The sequence below is a fragment of the Streptomyces sp. SCSIO ZS0520 genome, from assembly GCF_025643355.1.
GTDB classification, from domain to species: domain Bacteria; phylum Actinomycetota; class Actinomycetes; order Streptomycetales; family Streptomycetaceae; genus Streptomyces; species Streptomyces physcomitrii.
In genome coordinates this window covers 6,084,897-6,106,670 of sequence record NZ_CP092644.1, presented here as the reverse complement: position 1 = coordinate 6,106,670, position 21,774 = coordinate 6,084,897, and the positions used below count along the sequence as shown (strand labels likewise).

General features: G+C 71.3%; 20 protein-coding genes, 1 tRNA gene and 1 pseudogene. 13 read left to right on the top strand and 9 right to left on the bottom strand.

Annotated elements, in window-relative coordinates:
- The first annotated feature begins 214 nt into the window (after nt 1-214).
- Nucleotides 215-883, top strand: a complete 669-nt coding sequence (locus MID12_RS24515) for an O-methyltransferase (protein WP_040253983.1) — start codon at nt 215-217, stop codon at nt 881-883.
- 87 nt (nt 884-970) lie between these two features.
- Here MID12_RS24515 and MID12_RS24510 read toward each other — a convergent pair whose 3' ends face one another.
- Nucleotides 971-1,366 (bottom strand): hypothetical protein, encoded by a 396-nt coding sequence (locus MID12_RS24510; RefSeq protein WP_263170771.1) that lies wholly within the window; start codon nt 1,364-1,366, stop codon nt 971-973.
- 158 nt (nt 1,367-1,524) lie between these two features.
- Here MID12_RS24510 and MID12_RS24505 point away from each other — a divergent pair, with 158 nt between their 5' ends.
- Nucleotides 1,525-1,959, top strand: coding sequence for a DUF1992 domain-containing protein (locus MID12_RS24505; protein ID WP_263170769.1), 435 nt, complete (start codon nt 1,525-1,527; stop codon nt 1,957-1,959).
- Between the two features lie 261 nt (nt 1,960-2,220).
- Nucleotides 2,221-2,751, top strand: coding sequence for a GNAT family N-acetyltransferase (locus tag MID12_RS24500; protein WP_263170767.1), 531 nt, complete (start codon nt 2,221-2,223; stop codon nt 2,749-2,751).
- A 114-nt stretch (nt 2,752-2,865) separates the two neighbouring features.
- On the opposite strand, the gene MID12_RS24495 is transcribed toward MID12_RS24500, so the two are convergent.
- Entirely contained in the window at nt 2,866-4,989 is a 2,124-nt protein-coding gene (locus MID12_RS24495; protein ID WP_263170765.1) for an MDR family MFS transporter, read from the bottom strand.
- A 533-nt stretch (nt 4,990-5,522) separates the two neighbouring features.
- Between MID12_RS24495 and MID12_RS24490 the strand changes: the two genes are divergently transcribed.
- Nucleotides 5,523-6,668, top strand: a complete 1,146-nt coding sequence (locus MID12_RS24490; RefSeq protein ID WP_263170763.1) for a peptidoglycan-binding domain-containing protein — start codon at nt 5,523-5,525, stop codon at nt 6,666-6,668.
- Nucleotides 6,669-7,090: 422 nt separating this feature from the next.
- Here the strand turns inward: MID12_RS24490 and MID12_RS24485 are convergent, their stop codons facing one another.
- Nucleotides 7,091-7,747 carry an HAD-IA family hydrolase gene (locus tag MID12_RS24485; protein ID WP_263170762.1) on the bottom strand — a complete coding sequence of 219 codons (657 nt, stop codon included), beginning with the start codon at nt 7,745-7,747 and terminating at the stop codon, nt 7,091-7,093.
- 290 nt (nt 7,748-8,037) lie between these two features.
- On the bottom strand, nt 8,038-8,619 hold the full coding sequence (locus MID12_RS24480; protein WP_040253974.1) for a TMEM165/GDT1 family protein: 582 nt from the start codon (nt 8,617-8,619) through the stop codon (nt 8,038-8,040).
- 618 nt (nt 8,620-9,237) lie between these two features.
- Here MID12_RS24480 and MID12_RS24475 point away from each other — a divergent pair.
- From MID12_RS24475 to MID12_RS24465, 3 genes are all read left to right on the top strand, one after another.
- Complete coding sequence (locus MID12_RS24475) at nt 9,238-9,900, top strand: HNH endonuclease family protein (RefSeq protein ID WP_040253972.1); 663 nt, start codon at nt 9,238-9,240, stop codon at nt 9,898-9,900.
- 215 nt (nt 9,901-10,115) lie between these two features.
- The gene (locus tag MID12_RS24470) at nt 10,116-12,020 is read left to right on the top strand and encodes an alkaline phosphatase D family protein (protein WP_263170761.1); all 1,905 of its coding nucleotides are present in this window, start codon (nt 10,116-10,118) and stop codon (nt 12,018-12,020) included.
- Between the two features lie 707 nt (nt 12,021-12,727).
- Nucleotides 12,728-13,201, top strand: a complete 474-nt coding sequence (locus MID12_RS24465) for a DoxX family protein (protein WP_052482595.1) — start codon at nt 12,728-12,730, stop codon at nt 13,199-13,201.
- Nucleotides 13,202-13,497: 296 nt separating this feature from the next.
- Here MID12_RS24465 and MID12_RS24460 read toward each other — a convergent pair whose 3' ends face one another.
- Nucleotides 13,498-14,052, bottom strand: a complete 555-nt coding sequence (locus tag MID12_RS24460; protein ID WP_411577000.1) for a superoxide dismutase family protein — start codon at nt 14,050-14,052, stop codon at nt 13,498-13,500.
- Nucleotides 14,053-14,292: 240 nt separating this feature from the next.
- Here MID12_RS24460 and MID12_RS24455 point away from each other — a divergent pair.
- Nucleotides 14,293-14,898, top strand: a pseudogene (locus tag MID12_RS24455) (DedA family protein); the annotation flags it as partial.
- 258 nt (nt 14,899-15,156) lie between these two features.
- Here MID12_RS24455 and MID12_RS24450 read toward each other — a convergent pair.
- Nucleotides 15,157-15,390, bottom strand: a complete 234-nt coding sequence (locus MID12_RS24450) for a DUF2277 domain-containing protein (RefSeq protein WP_040253968.1) — start codon at nt 15,388-15,390, stop codon at nt 15,157-15,159.
- A 233-nt stretch (nt 15,391-15,623) separates the two neighbouring features.
- Here MID12_RS24450 and MID12_RS24445 point away from each other — a divergent pair, with 233 nt between their 5' ends.
- Complete coding sequence (locus MID12_RS24445; protein WP_040253966.1) at nt 15,624-15,974, top strand: hypothetical protein; 351 nt, start codon at nt 15,624-15,626, stop codon at nt 15,972-15,974.
- 118 nt (nt 15,975-16,092) lie between these two features.
- Here the strand turns inward: MID12_RS24445 and MID12_RS24440 are convergent.
- A tRNA-Val gene (locus MID12_RS24440) sits at nt 16,093-16,164 on the bottom strand.
- Between the two features lie 219 nt (nt 16,165-16,383).
- Here MID12_RS24440 and MID12_RS24435 point away from each other — a divergent pair.
- The 4 genes from MID12_RS24435 (at nt 16,384) to MID12_RS24420 (ending at nt 19,814) form a co-directional block, all read left to right on the top strand.
- Complete coding sequence (locus MID12_RS24435; protein ID WP_263170753.1) at nt 16,384-17,193, top strand: DUF4097 domain-containing protein; 810 nt, start codon at nt 16,384-16,386, stop codon at nt 17,191-17,193.
- Nucleotides 17,194-17,487: 294 nt separating this feature from the next.
- Nucleotides 17,488-18,792 (top strand): hypothetical protein, encoded by a 1,305-nt coding sequence (locus MID12_RS24430; protein ID WP_263173425.1) that lies wholly within the window; start codon nt 17,488-17,490, stop codon nt 18,790-18,792.
- 205 nt (nt 18,793-18,997) lie between these two features.
- Nucleotides 18,998-19,588, top strand: a complete 591-nt coding sequence (locus tag MID12_RS24425; protein WP_263170751.1) for a DUF4383 domain-containing protein — start codon at nt 18,998-19,000, stop codon at nt 19,586-19,588.
- A gap of 10 nt (nt 19,589-19,598) precedes the next feature.
- Nucleotides 19,599-19,814 carry an FmdB family zinc ribbon protein gene (locus tag MID12_RS24420; RefSeq protein ID WP_040253962.1) on the top strand — a complete coding sequence of 72 codons (216 nt, stop codon included), beginning with the start codon at nt 19,599-19,601 and terminating at the stop codon, nt 19,812-19,814.
- 97 nt (nt 19,815-19,911) lie between these two features.
- Here MID12_RS24420 and MID12_RS24415 read toward each other — a convergent pair whose 3' ends face one another.
- Together MID12_RS24415 and MID12_RS24410 are read right to left on the bottom strand one after the other, a co-directional pair.
- Nucleotides 19,912-20,556 (bottom strand): response regulator transcription factor, encoded by a 645-nt coding sequence (locus tag MID12_RS24415; protein ID WP_168540704.1) that lies wholly within the window; start codon nt 20,554-20,556, stop codon nt 19,912-19,914.
- A complete protein-coding gene (locus MID12_RS24410; protein ID WP_263170749.1) occupies nt 20,547-21,686 on the bottom strand; it encodes a sensor histidine kinase in 1,140 nt (379 codons plus the stop codon). The genes MID12_RS24415 and MID12_RS24410 overlap by 10 nt, the downstream gene beginning before the upstream one ends.
- Nucleotides 21,687-21,774: the final 88 nt, after the last annotated feature.

Genomic DNA, 21,774 nt, shown 5'->3' with positions numbered 1-21,774 from the left:
CCGAAGACCCCGAGGACGATGATGCGCGGCGGATCATTCTCACTCAAGTCGAACAGAGTCCTGCCCTGGACGCCCCAATCGGGATGCTTCCTCGAAAACCGCCGGTCACGCCCCTGTGGACGGACTTTTCCACAGGCTCACACAGCACCCACCGTAGCGAGCTATGTTCGTCACAGTTCCTTAGCACGGCTAACGAGAAAGACCGGTGACCCCCATGAGCGACCAGTTGTGGACCGCAGTCGACGCCTACCTCACCTCGGAACTCGCCCCCGCCGACGAGGCGCTGGCCGCCGCCGAGCAGGACAGCGCCCGGGCGGGACTGCCCCCGATCGCGGTGGCCCCCAACCAGGGCAAGTTCCTGCATCTGCTCGCCCGCGTCCAGGGGGCCCGCCGCGTCCTGGAGATCGGTACCCTCGGCGGGTACAGCGCCATCTGGCTGGCCCGCGCCCTCCCCGAGGACGGCCGGCTGATCAGCCTGGAGTTCTCCCCCGAGCACGCCGAGGTGGCCACCAGGAACCTGGCCCGGGCCGGCCTCGACAAGATCACGCAGGTGCGGGTCGGCGCCGCCCTCGACCTGCTGCCCGTGCTCGCCGCGGAGCAGCCCGAGCCCTTCGACCTCGTCTTCATCGACGCCGACAAGGTCAACAACGCCCCCTACGTGGAGTGGGCCCTGAAGCTCACCAGGCCCGGCAGCCTCATCGTCGTGGACAACGTCGTCCGCGGCGGCCAGGTCGCCGACCCCGACAGCGAGGACCCGTCCATCCTCGGCACCCGCGCCGTGGTGCGGCTCGTCGCGGAGCACCCCCGCCTGGAGGCGACGGCCCTGCAGACGGTGGGCACCAAGGGGTACGACGGCTTCCTGCTCGCCCGCGTGCGGGACTGAGCGGCGGGACGGGGCGGCGAGTGGGCGAGGAGGTGGTGGTGAGGGGGTAGGGCGACCGGGGTGGTTGCGGCCACGGCTACGGGCTGGTCAGGCCTCGTGGTAGAAGCCCAGGTTGACGGTGCGGGCGCTGCTCAGGTCCTGGATGACCAGTTCGCCGGAGCCGCCGCGGGGCAGGGCGGTGCTGCCGCCGTAGTCGAGCTCCCGCTCGGTTCCGCCGGTGATCAGGCGTACCCGGGAGGAGGGTTCGGGGTGCGAGCCGCGCAGCCAGCCGACCGTCCACCCGCCGCCCGGGTCGCAGCCGAACTCCAGGTGGACCCGGGAGACGAACAGCCAGTCCTCGGGCGTCACCAGCCTGCACTGAGCCCGGTCCCGGCCGAGGCGCAGGACGGCACCGGGGTGGCTCGGCGCCTCCACCAGCTGCATACCGGCGGTGGCTCCGGAATCGGCGTCCCCCGACACCGTGGCCATCGTGAGTTCGAGCATGGTCAAGGCCTTTCGCGTCACCGGCCGACGGGCCCGTCCCCCGCCGCCCGTGGGCAGTCGGCACCGTCGCCGCCGCATCGTAAGACGCGCGAGGGCCGCCCGGCGATGCGCGTGACAGAGCACACATGTTCCCGGGGGCTTCCTGGGAGACTGGAGGTATGACGGAACGCAAGCCACCCGGCGTGAGTTTCGAGAGCTGGGTCGACAAACAGATCCGCGAGGCCGAGGAACGCGGCGAGTTCGCGCAACTCGCCGGTGCGGGAAAGCCGCTGCCCTCGGGCACCGACACGACGTACGACGAACTGTGGTGGATCAAGGGAAAGATGGCCCGCGAGGGCTTCGCCCCACTCCCCCCGACGCTCGCCCTGCGCAAGGAGGCGGAGGACGCCCTCGAGGCGGCGTACGCGGCGCCCTCCGAGCGGGCGGCCCGCCGGATCGTCGAGGCGGTCAACGTCAAGATCCTGCGCTGCCTGCGGATGCCGCCGCCCGGCCCGCCGCTGGGGATCAAGCCGTTCGACCTCGACGAGGTGCTGGCGGAATGGAATGTGCGGCGGGGCGGAGGGGGGCGGGCTGGGGAGGGCGGGGTGGCGTAGGAGGGCGAGGGCGAGGGCGAGGGCGAGGGCGAGGGCGAGGGCGAGGGCGAGGGCGAGGGCGAGGGCGAGGGCGAGGGCGACAAGAGGGGGTAGGGGGCGTCGGGGGAGGAGGGGAGGGGGGGGGAGGGGGGGGGGGGGGAGGCCCCCGGGTGGGAACACCGTCAAAGCGGCGACCGGAGCCAGGAGCGGGAAAGGCACACCGCCAAAGCCCCAGGCGAATTTCGTTTGCCCGTCAGGCCCCCGGCGCTCCCACAATGCGGGATGACTTCCTGGACCGTCGCCCCCGAGCCCTTCGACTCCCCGGTGGCAGCCGCGCTCTGGCGCGCGTACTACACCGAGGTCAGCGACCGCTGGTACCTGCTGCACGAGGGCACGCCCACCCCGCCCGGGGAGCTGGCGAAGGGCATCGCCTCGACCACCGGCAGCGAACTCGCCCCGCCGCACGGCCAGTTGCTGGTGTCCCGCTACGGGGGCGAGCCGACCGGATGCGCCGGGGTACGGCTGGTGGACGCGCGGACGGCGGAGCTGAAGCGGGTCTTCGTGGGCCGGGCCTGGCGCGGCAGAGGCGGCGGGAGCGTCCTCCTCGACGCGATCGAGGAGGCGGCCAGGGGCCTGGGCGCCGACCACATGATCCTCGACACCCGCGACGACCTGGTCGACGCACGCACCCTCTACGGCCGCCGCGGCTACCGGGAGACCGCCGCCCACAACAACGAGCTCTACGCCGACCACTGGTTCCGCAAGGACCTGAGGCAGCGGGCGGAGACCGGAACGCCTGCGGGGAAGCGCTGACGTATCCGCGCCGGGCGGAGGATCTCCGATTCCACTTCGCGCTGCCCGGCGGACCGCTGAGGGCCCCGCAGTTCACCGCCCCCGACGAGGACGACGGCCTGCTCAGCCGAGGGGTCACCGCGTACCGCGCCGCGTGGCACCCGTAGCCGCGGGGTGCGAGACGCCCTGCTGCGAGACGCCCCGCTGCGGCGCGCCCTGCTGCGGGCGTTCGCCGTCGCAGCCGCACAACTCCCCGTTGAGTTCGCCGACCAGGGCGGTGAGGTCCCTCGGCCTGCTGTCGTTCCACCAGTCGCCGAGCAGTTCCGCGAGCGAGTCCTCACGGGCCCGCGCCAGCCGCCGGGCGACCTCGCGGCCCCCGGGTGTCAGGACGAGCGGCAGTCCCTCCCGTACCGCGAGGCGCCGTTCCTCCACCTGCCGGGCGCCCTGGGTGATCAGGCGCTGCGGCACCCCGGTCCGGTCGGCGAGCAGACCCGGTTCCGCGGAGCCGTAGCGCTGCAGGCGCAGCAGGAGCCAACTGGCCGCGGGCACGAGGTCGTAGCCCGCGCGTTCGGTGATCTTGACGTAGATCTCGTGGCGTCCTTCCCGGCTGCCGAGTACGGACAGGGCGCGGGCCACCTCGTCGTGGGAGGAGCGTTCGACCGGGTTGCAGACGAGTGTCTCGGTGGCCTCCGGGGCGGTCACCGACTTGCGCAGTGACTCCGGCCGGAAGAAGAGGGCGAGGAGGAAGGCGAGCAGTGCCACGGGCGCGCCGTAGAGGAAGACGTCGGTGATCGACGAGGAGTAGGCCTGGAGCACCGGTTCGCGGAGCTGCTCCGGCAGTCCCCGTACGGCGCGTGGGTCGTCCTGGAAGGACTCGGGGCTTGTGCCGCCGGGCAGTTGGCGGCCGCGCAGTGCGGAGTCGAGTCGGTCGGTGAGCAGGTTCGCGAAGACGGCGCCGAAGATGGCCACGCCGAAGGAGGCGCCGATGGACCGGAAGAAGGTCACGCCGGAGGTGGCGACGCCCAGATCCTCGTACGTCACGGCGTTCTGCGCGATCAGGATGATCACCTGCATGACGAGGCCGAGACCGAAGCCGAAGACGAACAGCGAGGCGCTCACGGCGAAGTCTCCGCTGGACAGTTCGAGGCGGTGCAGCAGGAGCAGGCCGGTGGCGGTGACCGCGCCGCCCGCGAGGGGGAAGAACCGCCAGCTCCCGGTCCTGCTCACGATCTGCCCGGAGCCGACGCTCGCGATGAGGGTGCCGACGACCATGGGCAGCAGGTGCACGCCCGCCATGGTCGGGGAGACTCCGCGGACGACCTGGAGGTAGGTCGGCAGATAGGTCATCGCGCCGAACATCGCGAAGCCGACCACGAATCCGATCACCGCGCACAGCCGGAAGTTGCGGATGCCGAAGAGCTTGAGCGGCAGGACGGGTTCCGCGGCGCGGCGTTCGACGGCGACGAGTACCGCGATGAGGACGACGGCGAGCGCCGCGAGGGCGGTGATCTGCGGCGAGAGCCAGTTCCAGGTGGTGCCGCCGAGGGAGGCGACCAGGATGAGGCAGGACGCGGCGCCCGCGACGACGAGGGTGCCGAGGTAGTCGATGGTGTGCCGGGTGCGGCGGACCGGGACGCGCAGGACGGTGGCGATGACCACGAGGGCCACCGCGCCGAGCGGCAGATTGACGTAGAAGACCCAGCGCCAGCTGAGGTGTTGTGTGAGTACGCCGCCCACCAGCGGCCCGAGCACGCTCATCGTGCCGAAGACGGCGCCGAACAGGCCCTGGTACCGGCCCCGTTCACGCGGCGAGACGAGGTCGCCGACCAGGGCCATCGACAGCACGATCAGCCCGCCGCCGCCCGCGCCCTGCAGGGCGCGGAAGCCGATCAGCTGGCCGAGGTCCTGGGCCACGCCGCACAGCGCGGAGCCGATCAGGAAGACCACGATGGCGAGCTGGAAGAGTCTCTTGCGCCCGTACTGGTCGCCGAGTTTCCCCCACAACGGGGTGACCGCCGTCGAGGCCAGGAGGTAGGAGGTCACCACCCAGGAGAGGTGGTCGATGCCCCCGAGGTCGCCGACGATGGTCGGCAGCGCGGTCGCCACGATGGTCTGGTCGAGCGCGGCGAGCAGCGTACCGAGCAGCAGCGCCCCGATCGAGATCAGGACACCTCCGCGGGCGGACGCGGCATCGGGGCCGGGGCGGGGATCTGCACCCAGCGGCGACGCGGCGGGCCCGGCCTGTGCTTCCTCAGCCATGCTGTGCTTCCTCAGCCTGGGGACTCCCGAGCCGGGAAGCTCCGCGCCCGGCTGAGCACGGACGGCGTCGCTTCCCTCGTCCCCATCCTCAGGGGTGCGGTACGGCTCGGCCTCCTGACCGGATCGAGCCGCCGTCACGGGGAGCGGCTGCGCCGAGCACATAGCGCGACGGCATAATCTCCGATGCCGCCGCGGCACCCACGCACACGCGTGCACCTGCCGCGGCCGACCGGGAGGGGTCCCTTGTGAGCGGACAGAACTGTCCTGACTGCGACTCGGCGCACTCCTCCGAGACCGGCCACAGCTGCGGCCGCCGCCCGCAGAGCACGAAGGAGGGGGCGGCGGAGCGCACTCTGGAGATGCGGGCTGTGGGGGCGGGGACAGGGGGCGCCAGGTCACGGGCGGAGGTACGGGGTGCACAGTCCGGGGCGGAGGTACGGGGCTCGCAGTCCGGGGCCGGGGTGCGGGGCTCGCGGTCCGAGACGGAGATACGGGACGCGGAGCCCAGGGCGGAGATACGCGCCACCCGGCCTATGGGGCGCATACGGACCGATGAGCCCACGGCAGAGATACGCGCGGCCGAGCCCGCGGCACAGGCGCACGGCGCCGAGTCCACGGTGAAGACCACGGCCGCTGAGCCCCCGGTGCAGATGCGGGCCGCTGAGTCCACGGCCGAGCCCCAGGCCGTGGAGTCGACAGTGCAGATGCGAGCCATCGAGGGCGCGGACCACCCCCAGGCCGCCCAGTCCTCGGCACAGACCCAGACCACCCAGTCCCCGAAGCAGACCCAAGCCGCCCAGTCCCCCGCCCAGGCCCAGGCCCAGGCCAGCCCGTCTCCGGCACAGTTCCAGGCCGACGAGCACTCCGCAGAGACGCGCACCGCTGGGGCCACGGCACAGGCGGAACCCGCGAGCCCCACCGCGGAGGCGCGCGCCGCCGAGCGCAGAGAGGCGCGTGCGGCCGAGGCGGCCACGGCCTCGGACTACACCCCGCTGCGAGTACGGCCGTACGTCTCGCTCTCCGAGTCGGACGAGCCCCCGCACGCGGGTGTGGTCTCCCAGCCGCTGCCGCCGTTGGCGACGCCGGGCGGGGCGGCGACCCGGCAGACGGCCGGGCAGGCGGGTGTCCTCGCCGCGGACGGCAGGCGCCGATGGTCCGGCCGCCGCCTCGGTCTCGTCGCCGCGCTCGGCACGACCGCCGGCGTCGTCGTACTCGCGCTCCTCGTCACCGACACACTGACCGGCGGCTCCGAGGACGACGAGGCGATACCCGAGGCCCGGTCGAGTCGAGCACAGACTTACGTTCCCGATCCCACCCCCAGTTCCTCGGCGCCGGCGAGCCCGAGCACCACCCCGTCGAAGAAGCCCAGCCCCACGCGCACCACGGCCCCGCCTCCCCCGCCGCCGCGCCCGAAGCCGACAACGTCCCGCAGCGCGGTGCGCCCCAAGCCGGTCGCCGTCCCTGTCCTGCGCGCGGGCAGCCGGGGCCCCGAGGTGGCGGAACTCCAGCGGAGGCTCCGCCAGGCGTACCTGTACGCGGGACCGTACGACGGCGTCTACGACGCCCGGGTCGAGAACGCGGTCCGCGGCTACCAGTTCACCCGCGGCATCAGCTCCGACCCTTCGGGCGTGTACGGAACGGCCACGCGCAAGAGCCTGGAGGGGAACACGAAGGGGTGAGCCGGCGAGATCGGCGCGGATCGGCGGATCGGCGGATCGGCGGATCGGCGGATCGGCGGATCGGCGGATCGGCGGATCGGCGGATCGGCGGATCGGCGGATCGGCGGATCGGCGGATCGGCGGATCGGCGAGATCAAGGTAGTCGGCTGAGCGGGCACGGGGCTGGGCGGCGCGGCGGCTGAGCCAGCTACTCCACGGGGATCGGCGGCGCGGTCAGGGTTCGACGACTGACCCGGCAGCCAACCACCTGACAGGTAACAGATGACGGATGGCAGATGACGGATTTCACTATCTGTCATCCGTCATCTGTTACCTGTCGCCTGTCACCACCACCGCCAGAGCTAGAGCCAGAGCCACTGCCAACACCCCAGCCCCACGTGCAGCCCCCACCACTCCCCGGCCCCGCCCCACCTCACCTGACCTCACCCCACAAAAACCTCCACCCCATCCCCCACCCCAACCACCCGCACCCCCGTGAGATCCGGAACCACCACATCCGGCCCATGCGCGGCCGCACGCGAACCGATGCCCACGACCCTCATCCCCGCCGCCCGGCCCGCCGCGATCCCCGCGCCCGAGTCCTCGAAGACGACGCAGTCGGCGGGCTCGACGCCCAGTTCGGCGGCCCCCTTGAGGAAGCCCTCGGGATGCGGCTTGCTGGCGCCGACGGACTCCGCCGTGATCCGGACCTCGGGCATGGGCAGCCGGGCCGCGTTCATGCGAACGGTGGCGAGGGGAAGGTTCGCGGATGTGACCAGCGCGTGCGGAAGACCGGCGAGCGAGGCGAGGAAGTCGGCGGCGCCGGGGATGGGCACCACGCCCTCGACGTCCTCGGTCTCGGCGGCGAGCAACTTGGCGTTGTCGGCGATGTTCTCCTCGACGGAACGGTCGGGGAGCAGCAGCGCCATCGAGGCCTGCCCCTGCCGCCCGTGCACGATCCGCATCGCCTCGTCGCCGTCGATCCCGTGCTCGGCCGCCCAGCGCCGCCAGAGGCGCTCGACCACCGCATCCGAGTTGACGAGGGTGCCGTCCATGTCGATCAGGAGGGCGCGGGCGGACAGGACCGTGGTGGCCGGCATCGACTGACTCCAGTGCATCGGATCGCTGCGATCCCGAGCGCCGACGGGCGGGTTACCCCGCACACCGCCGCACGCCCGAAACCTTTGTTCATCAACGATACAAAGCGTCCACCGCAGACCCAACACAGACTCGACCCAACACGGACTCGACCCACGAACAGATCCGGCCCGAGAACAGATCCGGCCCGAGACAGAACAACACCCGAGGCGGAACAAGAACGGACCCGCCCTCAAATCTTGACCTTGAGGAAACCGCCCAAGAACGACCGGACCCGACCCGGGCCCCTCACTCACCCACTCGCAGCCTCGTAGAGACTCCAGACCCCCAACCCGAGCATCAAGAGCGCGGCGACCTTGGTGATCAGCTTCAGCGGAACCCGCTTCATCAGAGCCTTCCCGCCCAGGATCCCCAGCGCCGCCACGGCCCAGAGGGCGAGCACCGCGCCGATGCCCACGGACAGGGGGTCGTCGTACCGTGCGGCGAGGTTCGCGGTCATGATCTGCGTCAGGTCACCGAACTCGGCCACCAGGATGAGCATGAAGCCGGCGCCGGAGACCTTCCAGAAGCTCTGATCGGCGGGTTCGCGTACGTCCTCTTCCTCCTCGGACCCCTGCCGCAGCAGCATCGCCGCGCCGCCGAGGAAGAGCAGGCCGGTCACGAGGTGGACCAGTCGCTGCGGAAAGAGCGTGAGCACGCTGCCCGCCGCGACGGCGAGGACGACGTGCAGGGTGAAGGCGGCGGCGACACCGGCGAAGACGTACGAGGCCCGGTAGCGGGTCCCGAGCACCAACCCCGCCAGTGCTGTCTTGTCGGGCAGTTCGGCGAGGAAGACGACGCCGAAGACGAGCGCCATCACGCTGAAGCTGATCACAGTTCCTCATATCGGTCGGGCGCCACCCCACCGAGAGCTGCTGCATGTCGCGAACCTCGGCAGGGCAGCGCACATGGATGTCCCGTACCCGAGGGCACGGCATGGCACTGCTGCCGAAGGTCTCGCTGGCGGACACGGTCTCCGTGTGCCGCTCCGGGCGCCGGCTCAGACGAGCTGAGCAGTATGTCGACGGTCCGGCGAAGAGCTACTCCCCTTCTGCGCCTCACATCGTACGGGACACCCCCCGCACCCCTTCAAGTGCCGCCGCCCCCGCCGGCACCCACCACCCCACCCCGCACACCGGTACCTACCGCCACCTCCCCCTCGCACGTGACTTCCGCCACACGCCCGGCGCACACCCTCGGCCACGCCCGACCCCCACACCACCCGCACCGCCACACTCCCAGCCGCCTCCGATCACCGCCCCCTATCAGCCATTTGGCCACCTTCTTCCCCAAGTCGTGGCACGAGACGAACAGATGACGGATTGCCGTCCCTCTTGAGACTCCGCGCCGTTGACGCGACCCTGTCACCTGGCGCACACCTCCACGAAACCCCGCGCCGACACCATGACCGGGCCCCACCCGGTCAACGTCCCCCCACAACGAGGGAGTTCACATGTCCGCTTTCTACGCGCGTGGAACCCTGACCAAGCGGCGTCTCGGCGTGCTCGGCGCGCTCACCGCCACCGTCTCCGCGCTCGCGGTGATGACCGGCCCCGCCGCACAGGCCTCGCCCCCCACGCCCGTCGACGCCGCCACGGCCCGCACCTACCTCTCCGAGCTCACCGTGGCCGCCGAGGGCTCGCTGGACGGCTACGACCGCGACCAGTTCCCGCACTGGATCACCCAGGACGGTTCCTGCGACACCCGCGAGACCGTCCTCAAGCGGGACGGCGAGAACGTCGAGACCGACTCGGACTGCTCGGCCAGCTCCGGCAGCTGGTTCTCGGAGTACGACGGCGAGACCTGGACCGCCTCCGGCGACGTGGACATCGACCACGTCGTGCCGCTGGCCGAGGCCTGGCGCTCCGGCGCCAACGGCTGGACCACCCCGGAACGCCAGGGCTTCGCCAACGACCTCAGCCAGCCCCAGCTGATCGCCGTCACCGACAACGTCAACCAGTCCAAGGGCGACAAGGACCCCTCGGAGTGGATGCCGCCGAGCTCCTCGTACAACTGCACCTACGTCCGGATGTGGGTCCAGGTGAAGCACCACTACGACCTGACCATCGACGACGCCGAGAAGAGCGCGCTGGAGTCCACGCTGAGCGGCTGCTGAGCCGCACCGCACAGCCGGAGGCGTCCCCTGCGGACGCGTCCCCTCCGGACATCTCCTCCGCACCCGGCGCCTCTCCACCGGAAGAACAGCGCCGAGAACCCGTGCACTGACGATCGGTGCACCGGGGCAGAGAGGGTGGGCCGGCTCACATGGGCCGACCCACCCCTCCCAGCCGTTCCGTGCCGTACGGTGCGGCGATGGAGGAGAGTGAGCACATGCCAGCGCTGCGCCTGGGACCGGTACTGAGGTATGTCGGCGCCTCCAGCGCGACCGTCTGGGTCGAGGCGAGCCGCGCCTGCACGGCGGAGGTGCGCTGCCCGGGCGGAGCCGGTGGTCACTCCCGCACCTTCTCGGTCGCCGGCCACCACTACGCGCTGATCACCGTGACCGGGCTGCCCTCGGGCACGGACACCGCCTACGAGCTGCTGCTCGACGGCGAGAGCGTCTGGCCGCTGGCCGACCGGCGCTTCCCCGCCAGCGTCATACGCACACCCCTCCCCTCCCTGGACACCGCGGACCCCACCGTCACCGCCGGGCACCCGCACAGCACCCAGGAGACCGAAGCCGAGGCGGACGCACCGCCGACCCCACCCTCGAGCCCGTCCGCGAACACGCGCACGGACAAGTCCGCCGCTCCGCAAGCAGACGGACGTCCGAACGCGACCCCGACCCCGGCAAGGGACAGGACCCCGGCTCCGGAAACCGGCCCGACCGCGCCCGGCGACGGAAAGCTCCGCATCGCCTTCGGCTCCTGCCGCTGGTCCGCTCCGCCCGCGGATGTGCAGAACCGGGTGGGCCCCGACGCCCTGGACACCCTCGCGGCCCGCATAGCCGCCGATCCGCTCGCCGAACGGCCCGATGTCCTGCTCCTCCTCGGCGACCAGGTCTACGCGGACGAGACCTCCGAACCCACCCAGGAGTGGCTCGCCTCCCGGCGCGACCTCGACGAGCCGCCCGGCACCCAGGTCGCGGACTTCGAGGAGTACACCCGCCTCTACTACGAGTCCTGGCTCGACCCGGAGGTCCGCTGGCTGCTGTCCACCGTCCCCAGCCTGATGATCTTCGACGACCACGACGTCATCGACGACTGGAACACCAGCGCCGCCTGGCTCACCGGGACCCGCACCCAGCCCTGGTGGCGGGAGCGGATCCTGAGCGGCTTCATGACGTACTGGATCTACCAGCACCTCGGAAACCTCACCCCGCAGCAGCTGAAGGACGACCCCGTCTACGCGGCGGTGTGCGCCGAACCCGAGGCGACCGAGACGCTCCGCTCCTTCGCCGCCCGCGCGGACGCCCGGGTCGCCCCGGACCGGGAGACCGCCGAGGAGACGCCCGCGGAGGGCCTGCGGTGGAGCTACCGGCGCGACTTCGGCCGGGTGCGGCTGCTGATGGTGGACACCCGTGCCGCCCGCGTCCTGCAGGAGGACCAGCGCGCGATGCTCGGCCCGTCCGAGGAGGCCTGGCTGCGCGAGCAGGCCACCGACGAACCGGGTTCCTACGACCATCTGCTGATCGGCAGTTCGCTGCCCTGGCTGCTGCCCCACCTGGTGCACGACGCCGAGGTCTGGGACGCGGGGCTGTGCCGGGGCGAGCGCGGCGGCCCCTCGGGGCGCTGGGCGCGCTTCGGCGAGAAGCTGCGCCAGGCCGCCGACCTGGAGCACTGGTCGGCCTTCCCCGCCTCCTTCGACGCCTTGGCCGATCTCCTCGCCGAGGCGGGATCGGGGCCGGGCGCCCCCGCGACCGTGTGCGTCCTCTCCGGCGACGTGCACCACGCTTATGTCGCCGAACCTTCCTGGCCGGCGGAGAACCGCCCCTCGGCGCGCGTGCTCCAACTGACCTGCTCCCCGGTGCACAACTCCGTTCCGGCGTACATGAAGGCAGGCTTCCGCTTCGGCTGGAGCGCCCTCGGCCGTGCCTTGGGAAGCCTGCTGCTCCGGCACGCCCGCGCACCGCGCGCCGCCATCAAGTGGCGCCGCACCGGCGGTCCCTGGTTCGGAAACCACCTCATGACCCTGGAGATCCAGGGCCGTTCGGCGCGCCTGCGCCTGGAGCGTGCCCGCCTCCGCGGCACCGACGACCGACGCCTCGAAACGATACGAGAGACCCCACTCAGCTGAGCAGCACCGAGCCGGACCGACCGATCCGGGCTGAGGTGACCGGACCGATCGAGGCCGAGGCGAACTGACCGGTCCAGGCCAAGGCGAACTGACCGCTCCAGGCCGATCCGAACCGAGCGGTCCGGGAGAGTCCGAGCTGAGCAGCCCGGGGCGGTCCGAGGGAACGGACCACACCCCCAACGCCCGACGAGGCAAAACCTCCTCACCACCCGCCCAGCAGCCCGGCGCGCCCTGACTGCCGCGCGAGCCCGGCCGCCCGACGAGGCCGAGAGCACCGCCAGCGCGCCGCCACCCCCGCACTCCGTGCGAGCAGAGCGCCCTGCGCAACCTGCGGCTCCGCCCCCTCTCCTTCCCCTCACTCTCCTTGGCCTTCTCCTCCCTCTCCCCCGCACCCCGAACTCGCGGCCCTCCTGGTTGAACAACAGCGTCGCCCCGTCCGTACCACCACCTAGCAGGTCGGCGAAGCGATCGCGTGGCACCGCCGCGCCCGCGGAGCACACCGCCCCGCAGCCCCAGTGGCCCGTACCTGTACCTCGACACCCACCCCACGCCCTTCCCTCCCCCTTCTCGGTCGAATTCCACTTAAGAGACTGTTGAACTCGCAAGCATATGTTAGGGTCGCCTAACCTTCTCTGAGTTGTGTCCGTACGAGCCGTACTGAGCTGCGCGGACCACTCGGTCACGTCCCCACCGAAGGAGTCCCGACCATGACTGAGACCCTCAACAAGGCCCAGCCGTATGCCATAGGCGCATTCCGGATCGTCGTCGGCCTGCTGTTCGCCTGCCACGGAGCGGCTTCCCTCTTCGGTGTTCTCGGCGGTGCCGTCGGCGGCGGCACCATCGACGCCGGAACCTGGCCGGGCTGGTACGCGGCGGTGATCCAGCTGGTCGGCGGCAGCCTGGTCCTGCTCGGCCTCGGCACCCGGGCGGCGGCGTTCGTGGCCTCGGGCTCCATGGCCTACGCCTACTTCAAGGTCCACCAGCCCGAGGACCTGTGGCCGATGCTGAACGGTGGCGAGTCGGCCGCGATGTTCTGCTGGGCCCTGCTGCTCCTTGTCTTCACCGGCTCCGGCGCCTTCGGTCTCGACCGCCTCCTCGTCCCCTACGGCCGCAACCGCGGTACGGCCGAGTCCCACCCCGAGGGCGAAGAGGCCACCCGGCGGGACACCGTCACCGCCTGAACCCCGGCCAACCCGGCGGTACATGTGCCGCCGCCGGCCCGCAGCACCCGCGCCGGCACCCGCCACGACCACCGAGGCGCGACACTGCCCCGGAACCGCGCCACGGCGCTCGGCCCGCCTTCGCCCCGACACTTCCCCCTCACCCCATCCAGACCCGAGCAGGCGGCGGCCCGCACCCACCCGCAGGCCGCCGCCCCGGCCAACCCCCTTTCCGCGACCCCCACTTGAAGGACCTCAAAGGCCTCGCAGAGGGCGATAGCCCGTTTTCCCTTACGCCGGAACGGACCGCGGTCACCTCACCCCCGCGGCTCGAACGGCACCGTGAAGCAGGCCAGCCGCTCCCCTGCTCCGCCCGGTTCCTGGTGGATGACCACGGAGTTGGCCTCACCCGGCCTGAACCCCCACCGGTGATGTGCCGCGGCGAAGCCCTCCCCGTGCTCATCGGGCGTGAAGTCGAGCCACACCTCGTTGTGCGGGTTCACGTAGTCCGGGTCCTCCGAGGACTGAACCGGATCCTCGCGATGCTGGTAGTGCCCGCCCGCGTCGGCGGGATCGGCGGTACAGGCACCGGTGTGCACATGCGCCCCGTAGGCGTGACCGGGCCGCAGCCCGGCGACCCGCAGTTCGACCGCCGCCCCCTGACGGCCGCTGTCCTGCACGACCTGGATCCGCGCCCCGGGCGGAACCCACCCCGAGTCGTACGTCACCGCCGCCGACCGCCCTGCCGAAGCCGGTGCGAACTCCCCTTCCACCCGCAGCACATGCCCCGAACCGGGGACGGCCACCGAGCCTGCCGTGGCAAGCACAGCCGCGACCGCGGCACCCGCCAGAACTCCAGCCACCCTCGCCACTCCACTCCTCGAACTCGATTCCCCCGTCACCCGCCCCTCGGTCCCGCCTGAGACGTTGGTACGGGAATCCGGCAGCCCCCGGCGCCCGAGGGGCGCAGCCGGGTGAACGTGATGTACCGGACAGCGGGGCTTATTGGCGGACGGCCGACGGCACGCGCGGCGTACGCTGTTGGGCGGTCCGGCCGCCCAAATGCCCTCACCGAGGCAGGGCGGCATTGTCTTGCCGACGGGGGAGTCTCGGTGCTGGAGAGTCTGGGCGCGCTTGTCGGCAGCCCGTGGATCTACGCGGCGGTCGCCGTCTCCGTGCTCCTCGATGTCTTCCTTCCTGTGCTGCCGAGTGGTGTCCTCGTGATCACCGCGGCCACCGCGGCGGCGGGCTCCGGTGTCGCCGCCACCGGAGAGGTGCCGCACGAGGTCCCCGACATCCTGGCGCTGCTCCTCTCCGCCGCGACCGCCTCCGTGCTCGGCGACCTCTTCGCCCATCAACTGGCCGCACGCGGCGGCACCCGCTTGGAGAACGCCCTGGCGCGCTCCCGGCGCCTGGCGAAGGCACACGCCCAACTCGGCGCGGCGGTGGCACGCGGCGGCGGCCCTCTTGTCGTCCTCGCCCGCTTCGCGCCCGCGGGCCGTTCCCTGGTCTCGCTCGGGGCGGGCGCCGCGAACCGCCGGATACGCGAGTTCCTGCCGTGGTCCGCGGTGGCCGGTGTGGCCTGGGCCCTCTACAGCGTCGGCCTCGGCTACTTCGGTGGACAGTGGCTGGGGGCGACCTGGCTGGCCACGGGCGTATCACTGCTCGCGTTGTTCGCCTCCGGGGCCGCGGCGGCATTTGTGATGCGCCGACCGCGTACCGCCGGTCCCTCGGCAGCCCCCACGGGCTTCACCGGCGAGGGCACGGTCCCGTTGCCGGCCTCTTCGGCGCCCCACCCCGCGACCGCACGGAACGACTTCCCCGGCAGGAGCACCGTCCCGATACCGGGCCAGTCACACAGCGCCCCGACTCCGGAACCGGCGCAACGGCCTCGTACGGACGCCTAGCGGCCTGGCGATCGGCCTCAGCAACTCACCATGTCCGGACCCCCCCTTGCTCACTTTCTCCGTGCTCGCTCAACTCGCCGCTTGACGACTTCCCTGCCCCCGCACCTGCAGGTCGGACAGGAGCGCGGCCGTCGCCTCGGCCACCGCGTCGACCGCCCGCTCGAAGACTTCACGGTTGTGCGCGGCGGGTGCGCGGAAACCGGAGACCTTGCGGACGTACTGCAGGGCAGCGGCTCGTATCTCCTCCTCGGTGGCTTCCTCGGGGAGAGCTGGGGGACGGAGCGTCTTGATGCTTCGGCACATGCCCCCAGTGTTGCGCAGCGGCGCTGATCCCGCGGAGGCCTGTGGATAACTCCGTACAGGACCTCCGGAACCGGGCCGGATCCCCTCGCCCGCAGCCCTCCAGAGGATCGGGAGGCCGTCACGATCACGGACGGGCAGCGGTTCGTCACCGCGCGAACCGTCCGCACAGCACCTTCGAGTGAAGAGCCCGGTTCGACTCGCTTCTCGAATTCGAACAGACGTACCATTAGCGCGTGGCTGCGACCTACGACTTCCCGAGCGATCTCCTCGCGGGCCAGGAGGAACTGCACCAGGTGCGGGCAGAACTCCTCAACCTGCTGAAACGACTCCCCTGGTCAGTGGAGCCCCTCGACGGATTCAGCGACACCCAGGGCTGGCGCAGGGTGGAGCGTCCCGCCTCACCGGGCTGGAGCCCTGCCGAGCAGGCCGAGGTGGAACTCTTGCGTAAACGGGAACGCGAACTCGCCGTCTTCGTCACCTGTCACCCGTACTGGACCGGCATCGCGGGCTCCGACTCCGTGGACGCCCGCATGGCGCTCAAACACGCTCAGGACCGGGAGGCCGACGAGGACCCGGGCGCCTGAACACCCGTGGTGGAGCGAGATGCTCCCGAGCCACCGGCCTGAGGGCTCGCGCTTCAGCGCGGCCGCCGGGAACGCCGAGTGCCCCGGCCGGAGTTCGGCCGGGGCACTCGGATCCCGGTGGGCGCGGACGGTTTCGAACCGCCGACATCTGCCTTGTAAGGGCAGCGCTCTACCGCTGAGCTACGCGCCCGGGTGAGCCGACAGCCTACCCTGCCGGGGCCGCCGCCTCACAAACCCGTTGTGGCCGGGGGTTATCCCCACCTCGGACCCTCCGGTCCACCGGCTGCCGCGAGCCGCTCGCCTTGCCTACTTTCGAGGTGCGTGCTCGGCACCGGACGACCGAAGTCCCCGCCGACCGCGAACCGACCGCCTCCACGTGGGAAAAACAGGGAAGTTCAGGGGGACCACCATGCACGCCCAGTCGCACAGAGCACGCTTCCGGCGCACCTCACTCGTGCTCACCGCCACCGGCGTCGCGGCGGCCACAGCGCTGCTCAGCGGTTGCGGGGCGCAGGCGAGCAGCGACAAGACGCCGGAGCGCCGGGCCTTTGCGCTGCAGGGCAAGACCCTGACCATCGACTCGGACGACTCCGCACTGGAACTGGTGCCCGCGGACGTGGACAAGGTGCGGGTGACCCGCTGGTTCGAAGGCTCGGTCGTGCTCGGCGGCGACCCGAAGGTGACCTGGTCGATGAAGGACGACCGGCTCTCGCTGCACATGAAGTGCTCCGGTGTCATCGCCGACTGCGCCGCGAAGCACCGGGTCGAGATCCCCCGGGACGTGGCCGTGAAGGTGAGCAACTCCGACGGCAGCGTGCGTGCCGTGGGCTTCCGCACCTCGCTGAGCGTCAAGACCTCCGACGGCGGCATCTATGTCAGGGACTCGACGGGGGCCCTGGATCTGCGGAGCCACGACGGCTCCGTGCGCGGCGAGGGCATCCGTTCCCGGCAGATCAAGGCGGACACCCATGACGGCTCGGTGGACCTGGGCCTGCGTACGGTGCCCGACCGCGTCGACGCCAAGAGCCACGACGGTTCGGTGACGCTCGGCCTGCCCACCCGCGGTGCGGGAACGGGCGGCGGCAAGATCGCCTACCGGCTGGACACCGGGGCCCACGACGGCAGCGTCGATGTCGCCGTGCCGCGTGACGACCGGAGCGCCCACCGCGTCTCGGCACACAGCTGGGACGGCAAAGTCACGGTGCGCAGCGCGAACTAATCGGCCCGTGTGTTCGTCCTTACCGGGTGGGACAATGTCCCGGACGGGGCGACGACAGCACGGGAGAGGGAAGTGACGGCGAGACCCGCGGAGCCGCACACGCCACACACACCGCACGCCCCGCGCAAGCCTGCGCAAACGGATGCCGGACACCGGCAGGCGGGGGCAGCGGCGGGCGGCAGCGCTCCTCGCGTCGCGGGCGCCGCGCCGCCCAGGCTCGTGCTCCCCACCCTCGTGCTCCCCCGGCCTTACGCCCGCGGGCCCTTCGCCCGCGGCGCACAGACCGCCCGGGAGGTGCTGGGCCTGGTCCTTCTGCCGCTCCTCGCCGCGGTCGTGCTGCCCGCGGCGGTGGCCGGCGGCGGAACCCGCCGCTGGTTCGGCGGGCGTTCGGAGAGCCAGCGGGCCGAGGCACAGGCGGCCAAGGACGCGGCGGCCACGGCCTTCTACGAGCTGGACACCGCGCAGCGGGACCTGCGCATCTCCATCGAGACCATCGTCGCCGTCGACGATTCCCCGGCCGCCCGACGCGCCGTCTCCGACTTCGAGGCCCTCGGCCATCGCATCGACGAGTGCAGCCAGCAGTACATCACCGCCGTCGACAGCTACGACCTCGACCGGGACGATCTCGACTCCTCCACGGCAGCGCAGGCCAGGAACGCCCTGACCCACGCCAGGAGCGAGCTCGACCGCACCCGCCAGGACCTCGACCGCTTCGGGCAGAGCCTCGGCCCGCTGCTCGGCAAGGCAGAGACCCAGCTCGCACGGCTCGCCCCCTCCGTCGAGCGGGCCCGGCAGGCGCTGCTCGCCGCCAGCAACGCCCTGGACACCGCGCGGGGCACCGGCCTCAAGGCGGACGACCTCGCGGCCCGCCTCGCCGCTCTGGGCCCCGAGCTGACCCGCCTCAACGAGGGCGCGGGCCGTCATGGCGTCCCCGAGACACTCAGCCGCGCCGAGCAGGTGGCCCGCGAGTCCGAGGCCGTACGCAGCGAAGCCGAGCGCCTGCCGGAACGTGCCGCCGAGATAGACCGCCGCCTGGTCTCCCTGCGCACCCGCGCCCAGGCCCTGACCACCCGCTCCGGCCAGGTCGAACCGATCCTCAGCGAACTCCGGCGGCGCTTCACCGCGGCCTGCTGGCAGGACCTGCAGCAGGTGCCCCAACAGGCGGTCGACCACGTCCAGCAGGCCGAGCAGAAGCTCAAGCAGGCGCAGTCCGCCCGCGAGGAACAGCGCTGGCCCGACGCCACCTCGCTGCTGTCCACCGCACGAGCCCTGCTGAACACCACCGACGAGGCGGTCTCGGCCGCCGGTGACCGGCTGAACCGGCTGAACGCCGTCGCGAAGGACCCCCAGCAGGAGGTCGACCGCACCCGTTTCGCCATCCGGGACGCCCAGCGCCTCGCCATGGCGGGACGGCAGACCCCGGACCCCCGGCACGCCGGGCCCCTGGACAACGCCGTCGCCCGGCTGGAACGCGCCCTCACCGGTCTGGAGGGGCGCCACCCGGACTACTGGCACTTCCTGACCGAGACCGAGGCGATCCGGCACGACGTGGGGCTCGTCGTGAACGACATCCGCGAAGAGCGCGGCGCGGGAGCCTGAGCCCTCTTTCCGGACGCGGCCAGGCGGCCCGTGGCGGCCCCGCTGGAAATCCTCCCGCTTCGGGCGGATGCTGAAGGCAGAGGCGCCCTCCCGCGCAGCTCGCTGTACGAGGTGTGATCCCGGTATCCCACTTCGCGGTGCCGTCCGGAGCGAACGGCACTGTGGGAGAGGCCTCACCGAGTGCCCCAGGCGCAAGGAGGCTGAGATGGTTACTCCTCACCCGAACCTCAGGGCCAAGCGACGGATCTCCTTCGACGATCACCTCCCCACCGATCACAGCCTGAACCAGTTCTACCGAATCGGTGCCGGTCTCATGGGCCTGGTGCTGCTCGCCTTCGGCATCCTGGGACTGATCGACCGCATCGGATTCTTCGACCGCGGCGGCGACACCGTCGCCGGGCTGAACACCAACGGCGCCCTCAGCGTGCTGTCCATCTGCGTGGGCGCGCTGCTCTTCATCGGCATGGTGATCGGCAAGAACGTCGCCTCCACCGTGAACATGATCGTGGGCCTCGTCTTCATCCTCAGCGGCTTCGTCAATCTCGCGCTGCTGGACACGGACTACAACTTCCTCGCCTTCGGCATCGAGAACGTCCTCTTCAGCTTCGTCGTGGGCGTGGCCCTGATGTTCTTCGGGATGTACGGCAGGGTCGGCAGCAAGCTCCCCCACGACAACCCGTACTGGCGTGCCCGGAACCCGGAGCAGGCCGAACAGGAGGACCGGCTGAGGAGTCTGCGGCGCAGCGGTGCCACCGAGGTCGGCAATCGCCAGGGACCGCCGTCTCTCAGCCGCTAATCTGGTCCGCATGCCTCGCTACGAATACCGCTGCCGGACCTGCGGCGACACCTTCGAACTGTCCCGCCCCATGGCCGAGTCCTCGGCTCCGGCCGATTGCCCCGCGGGCCACGACGACACGGTCAAGCTCCTCTCCACGGTCGCCGTGGGCGGCGCCGTCTCCTCACCGGTCCAGGCGCCGTCTTCCGGCGGTGGCGGGTGCTGCGGCGGCGGTTGCTGCGGCTGAGCGGCTAACCGGCGGCGCCCGCACACCGCAAGAGCCGTGGAAGCGGTCGGTGCTCATCTGCCCTGTCCCCCGTGGTGAGACGGCTGCGGTGGTCGGTCTACGTGCCCAGGTAGCGCAGGACGGCGACGACCCGGCGTGAGTAGCCCGTGCTCCGGGCCAGTTCCAGCTTGTCGAAGATGGCGTTGACGTGTTTCTCCACTCCGCTCTGGGAGATGCTGAGCCGCTGGGCGATCGCCGGGTTGGAGTGCCCCTGCGCCATCTGCGCGAGCACGTCGCGCTCGCGTGAGGTGAGCCGGGCGAGATGGTCGGATTGCTTGCTGTGCCCGACCAGTTGCCGCACGACCTCCTGGTCGAAGGCCGATCGACCGCTCGCCACCCGCTCCAGCGCGTCCAGGAACTCGTCGATCTCGACGACACGGTCCTTCAGCAGATATCCCACTCCCGCCGATTCGACGGTGAACAGTTCCCGCGCGTACCGCTTCTCGATGTACTGCGAGAGCACCAGGACCCCCACGTCGGGCCACCGTCTGCGGATCTCCAGTGCCGCCCGGAGGCCTTCGTCGGTATGCGTGGGCGGCATCCTCACATCGGCGACGACCACATCGGGCTGCTGCTCGGCCACGGCCTCCAGGAGCCGTTCGGCGTTGTCCACCGCCGCCAGCACCTTGTGCCCCTCTTCGGTCAGGAGCCGTTCGAGTCCCGCCCGCAGCAGAGTGGAATCCTCGGCCAGGATCAGTCGCACGGCAGCTCCGTGGCAATCACCGTCGGTCCCCCGAGGGGACTGCGGACCTCAAATCGGCCGTCCAGGGCGGCAGTTCTGCGGGCAAGCCCGGTCAGGCCGCTGCCCCTCGCGTCCGCTCCGCCCGAACCGTCGTCTTCCACTCGTGCTCTCACCATGCCGTCATCTTCTTCGATCACCACCTCGATACGTGTCGCCGAGGCGTGCTTCACCGTGTTCGTCACGGCCTCGGCGACGACGAAGTACACCACCGCCGCCACCGAAGGCTGCGGGTCGACCGCCAGGCGGTAGTCGAGCTTCGCGGGTACGTCCGACCGCTCCACGAGGGTCTCCAGTGCTGCTCCGAGCCCCTCGTCGTCCAGGGTGGCCGGGTAGACGCGCCAGGCCACCTCTCTCAATTCGGCGAGTGCGAGGCGGCTTTCCGTGTACGCCTGCTCCACCAGTGCCCGGGAGTGTGTCGGCTCCCGGCTCCTTCGGGAACGGGCGAGGAGTATCCCCACGGACACGATCCGCTGCTGCACTCCATCGTGTAGGTCCCTTTCGATACGCCTCCGCTCTTCGTGTACTGCTTCCACCACTTCCGCGCGGCTGGTGAACAGTTCGTCGATCCGTCTCCGGAGTTCCTCCTCCGGCCCGGGCCCGAGGAAGTGGCGCGCCAGTCCCCGCTCCAGCGCCCCCACCCCCACGAGTCCGTGCGCCGCCATGAAGAAGAAGACCAGCCCGGCGAGACTGCTGAACAGCAGAGCGCCGGGACGCTCCACGTCCGTGAGGATCCATCCGAAGACGATCCCCGATCCGTAGCCGCCTCCGAGCAGAGCGCACAGCAGCACAACAATTCCCAGCAGCCCGAGGGGCCACCGTGCGGCCAGGTAGAGAAGCGCACGTCCGTCCACGTAGCTGTGCGTGCACCTCATCCCCAAGTACGCCCCCAGCCGGGCGCGTTCACACTCCACCAGGCGGCGCCCTGCCGCCCGGACCGCTCCGGGCACCGTCCGCCGGGTGTGCGGGTGCAGCTGAGCGAGGGCGGCGACGGCCAAGGCGAGCACCACGAAGAGGAGCTCGGCGGCCGACAGCAGGGCGCCGAGCACGAGTCCGAGGACGAGCCTGAGCCCGCTGCGCACCTGTGCAGTCACAGTGGGTAACGTAGCGGGTGCCCGCAGCTTGGCGCACTGCGGAAAACCGCAAGAATCCACTGCGGTGTGCTTCAAGAAAACCTTGCGG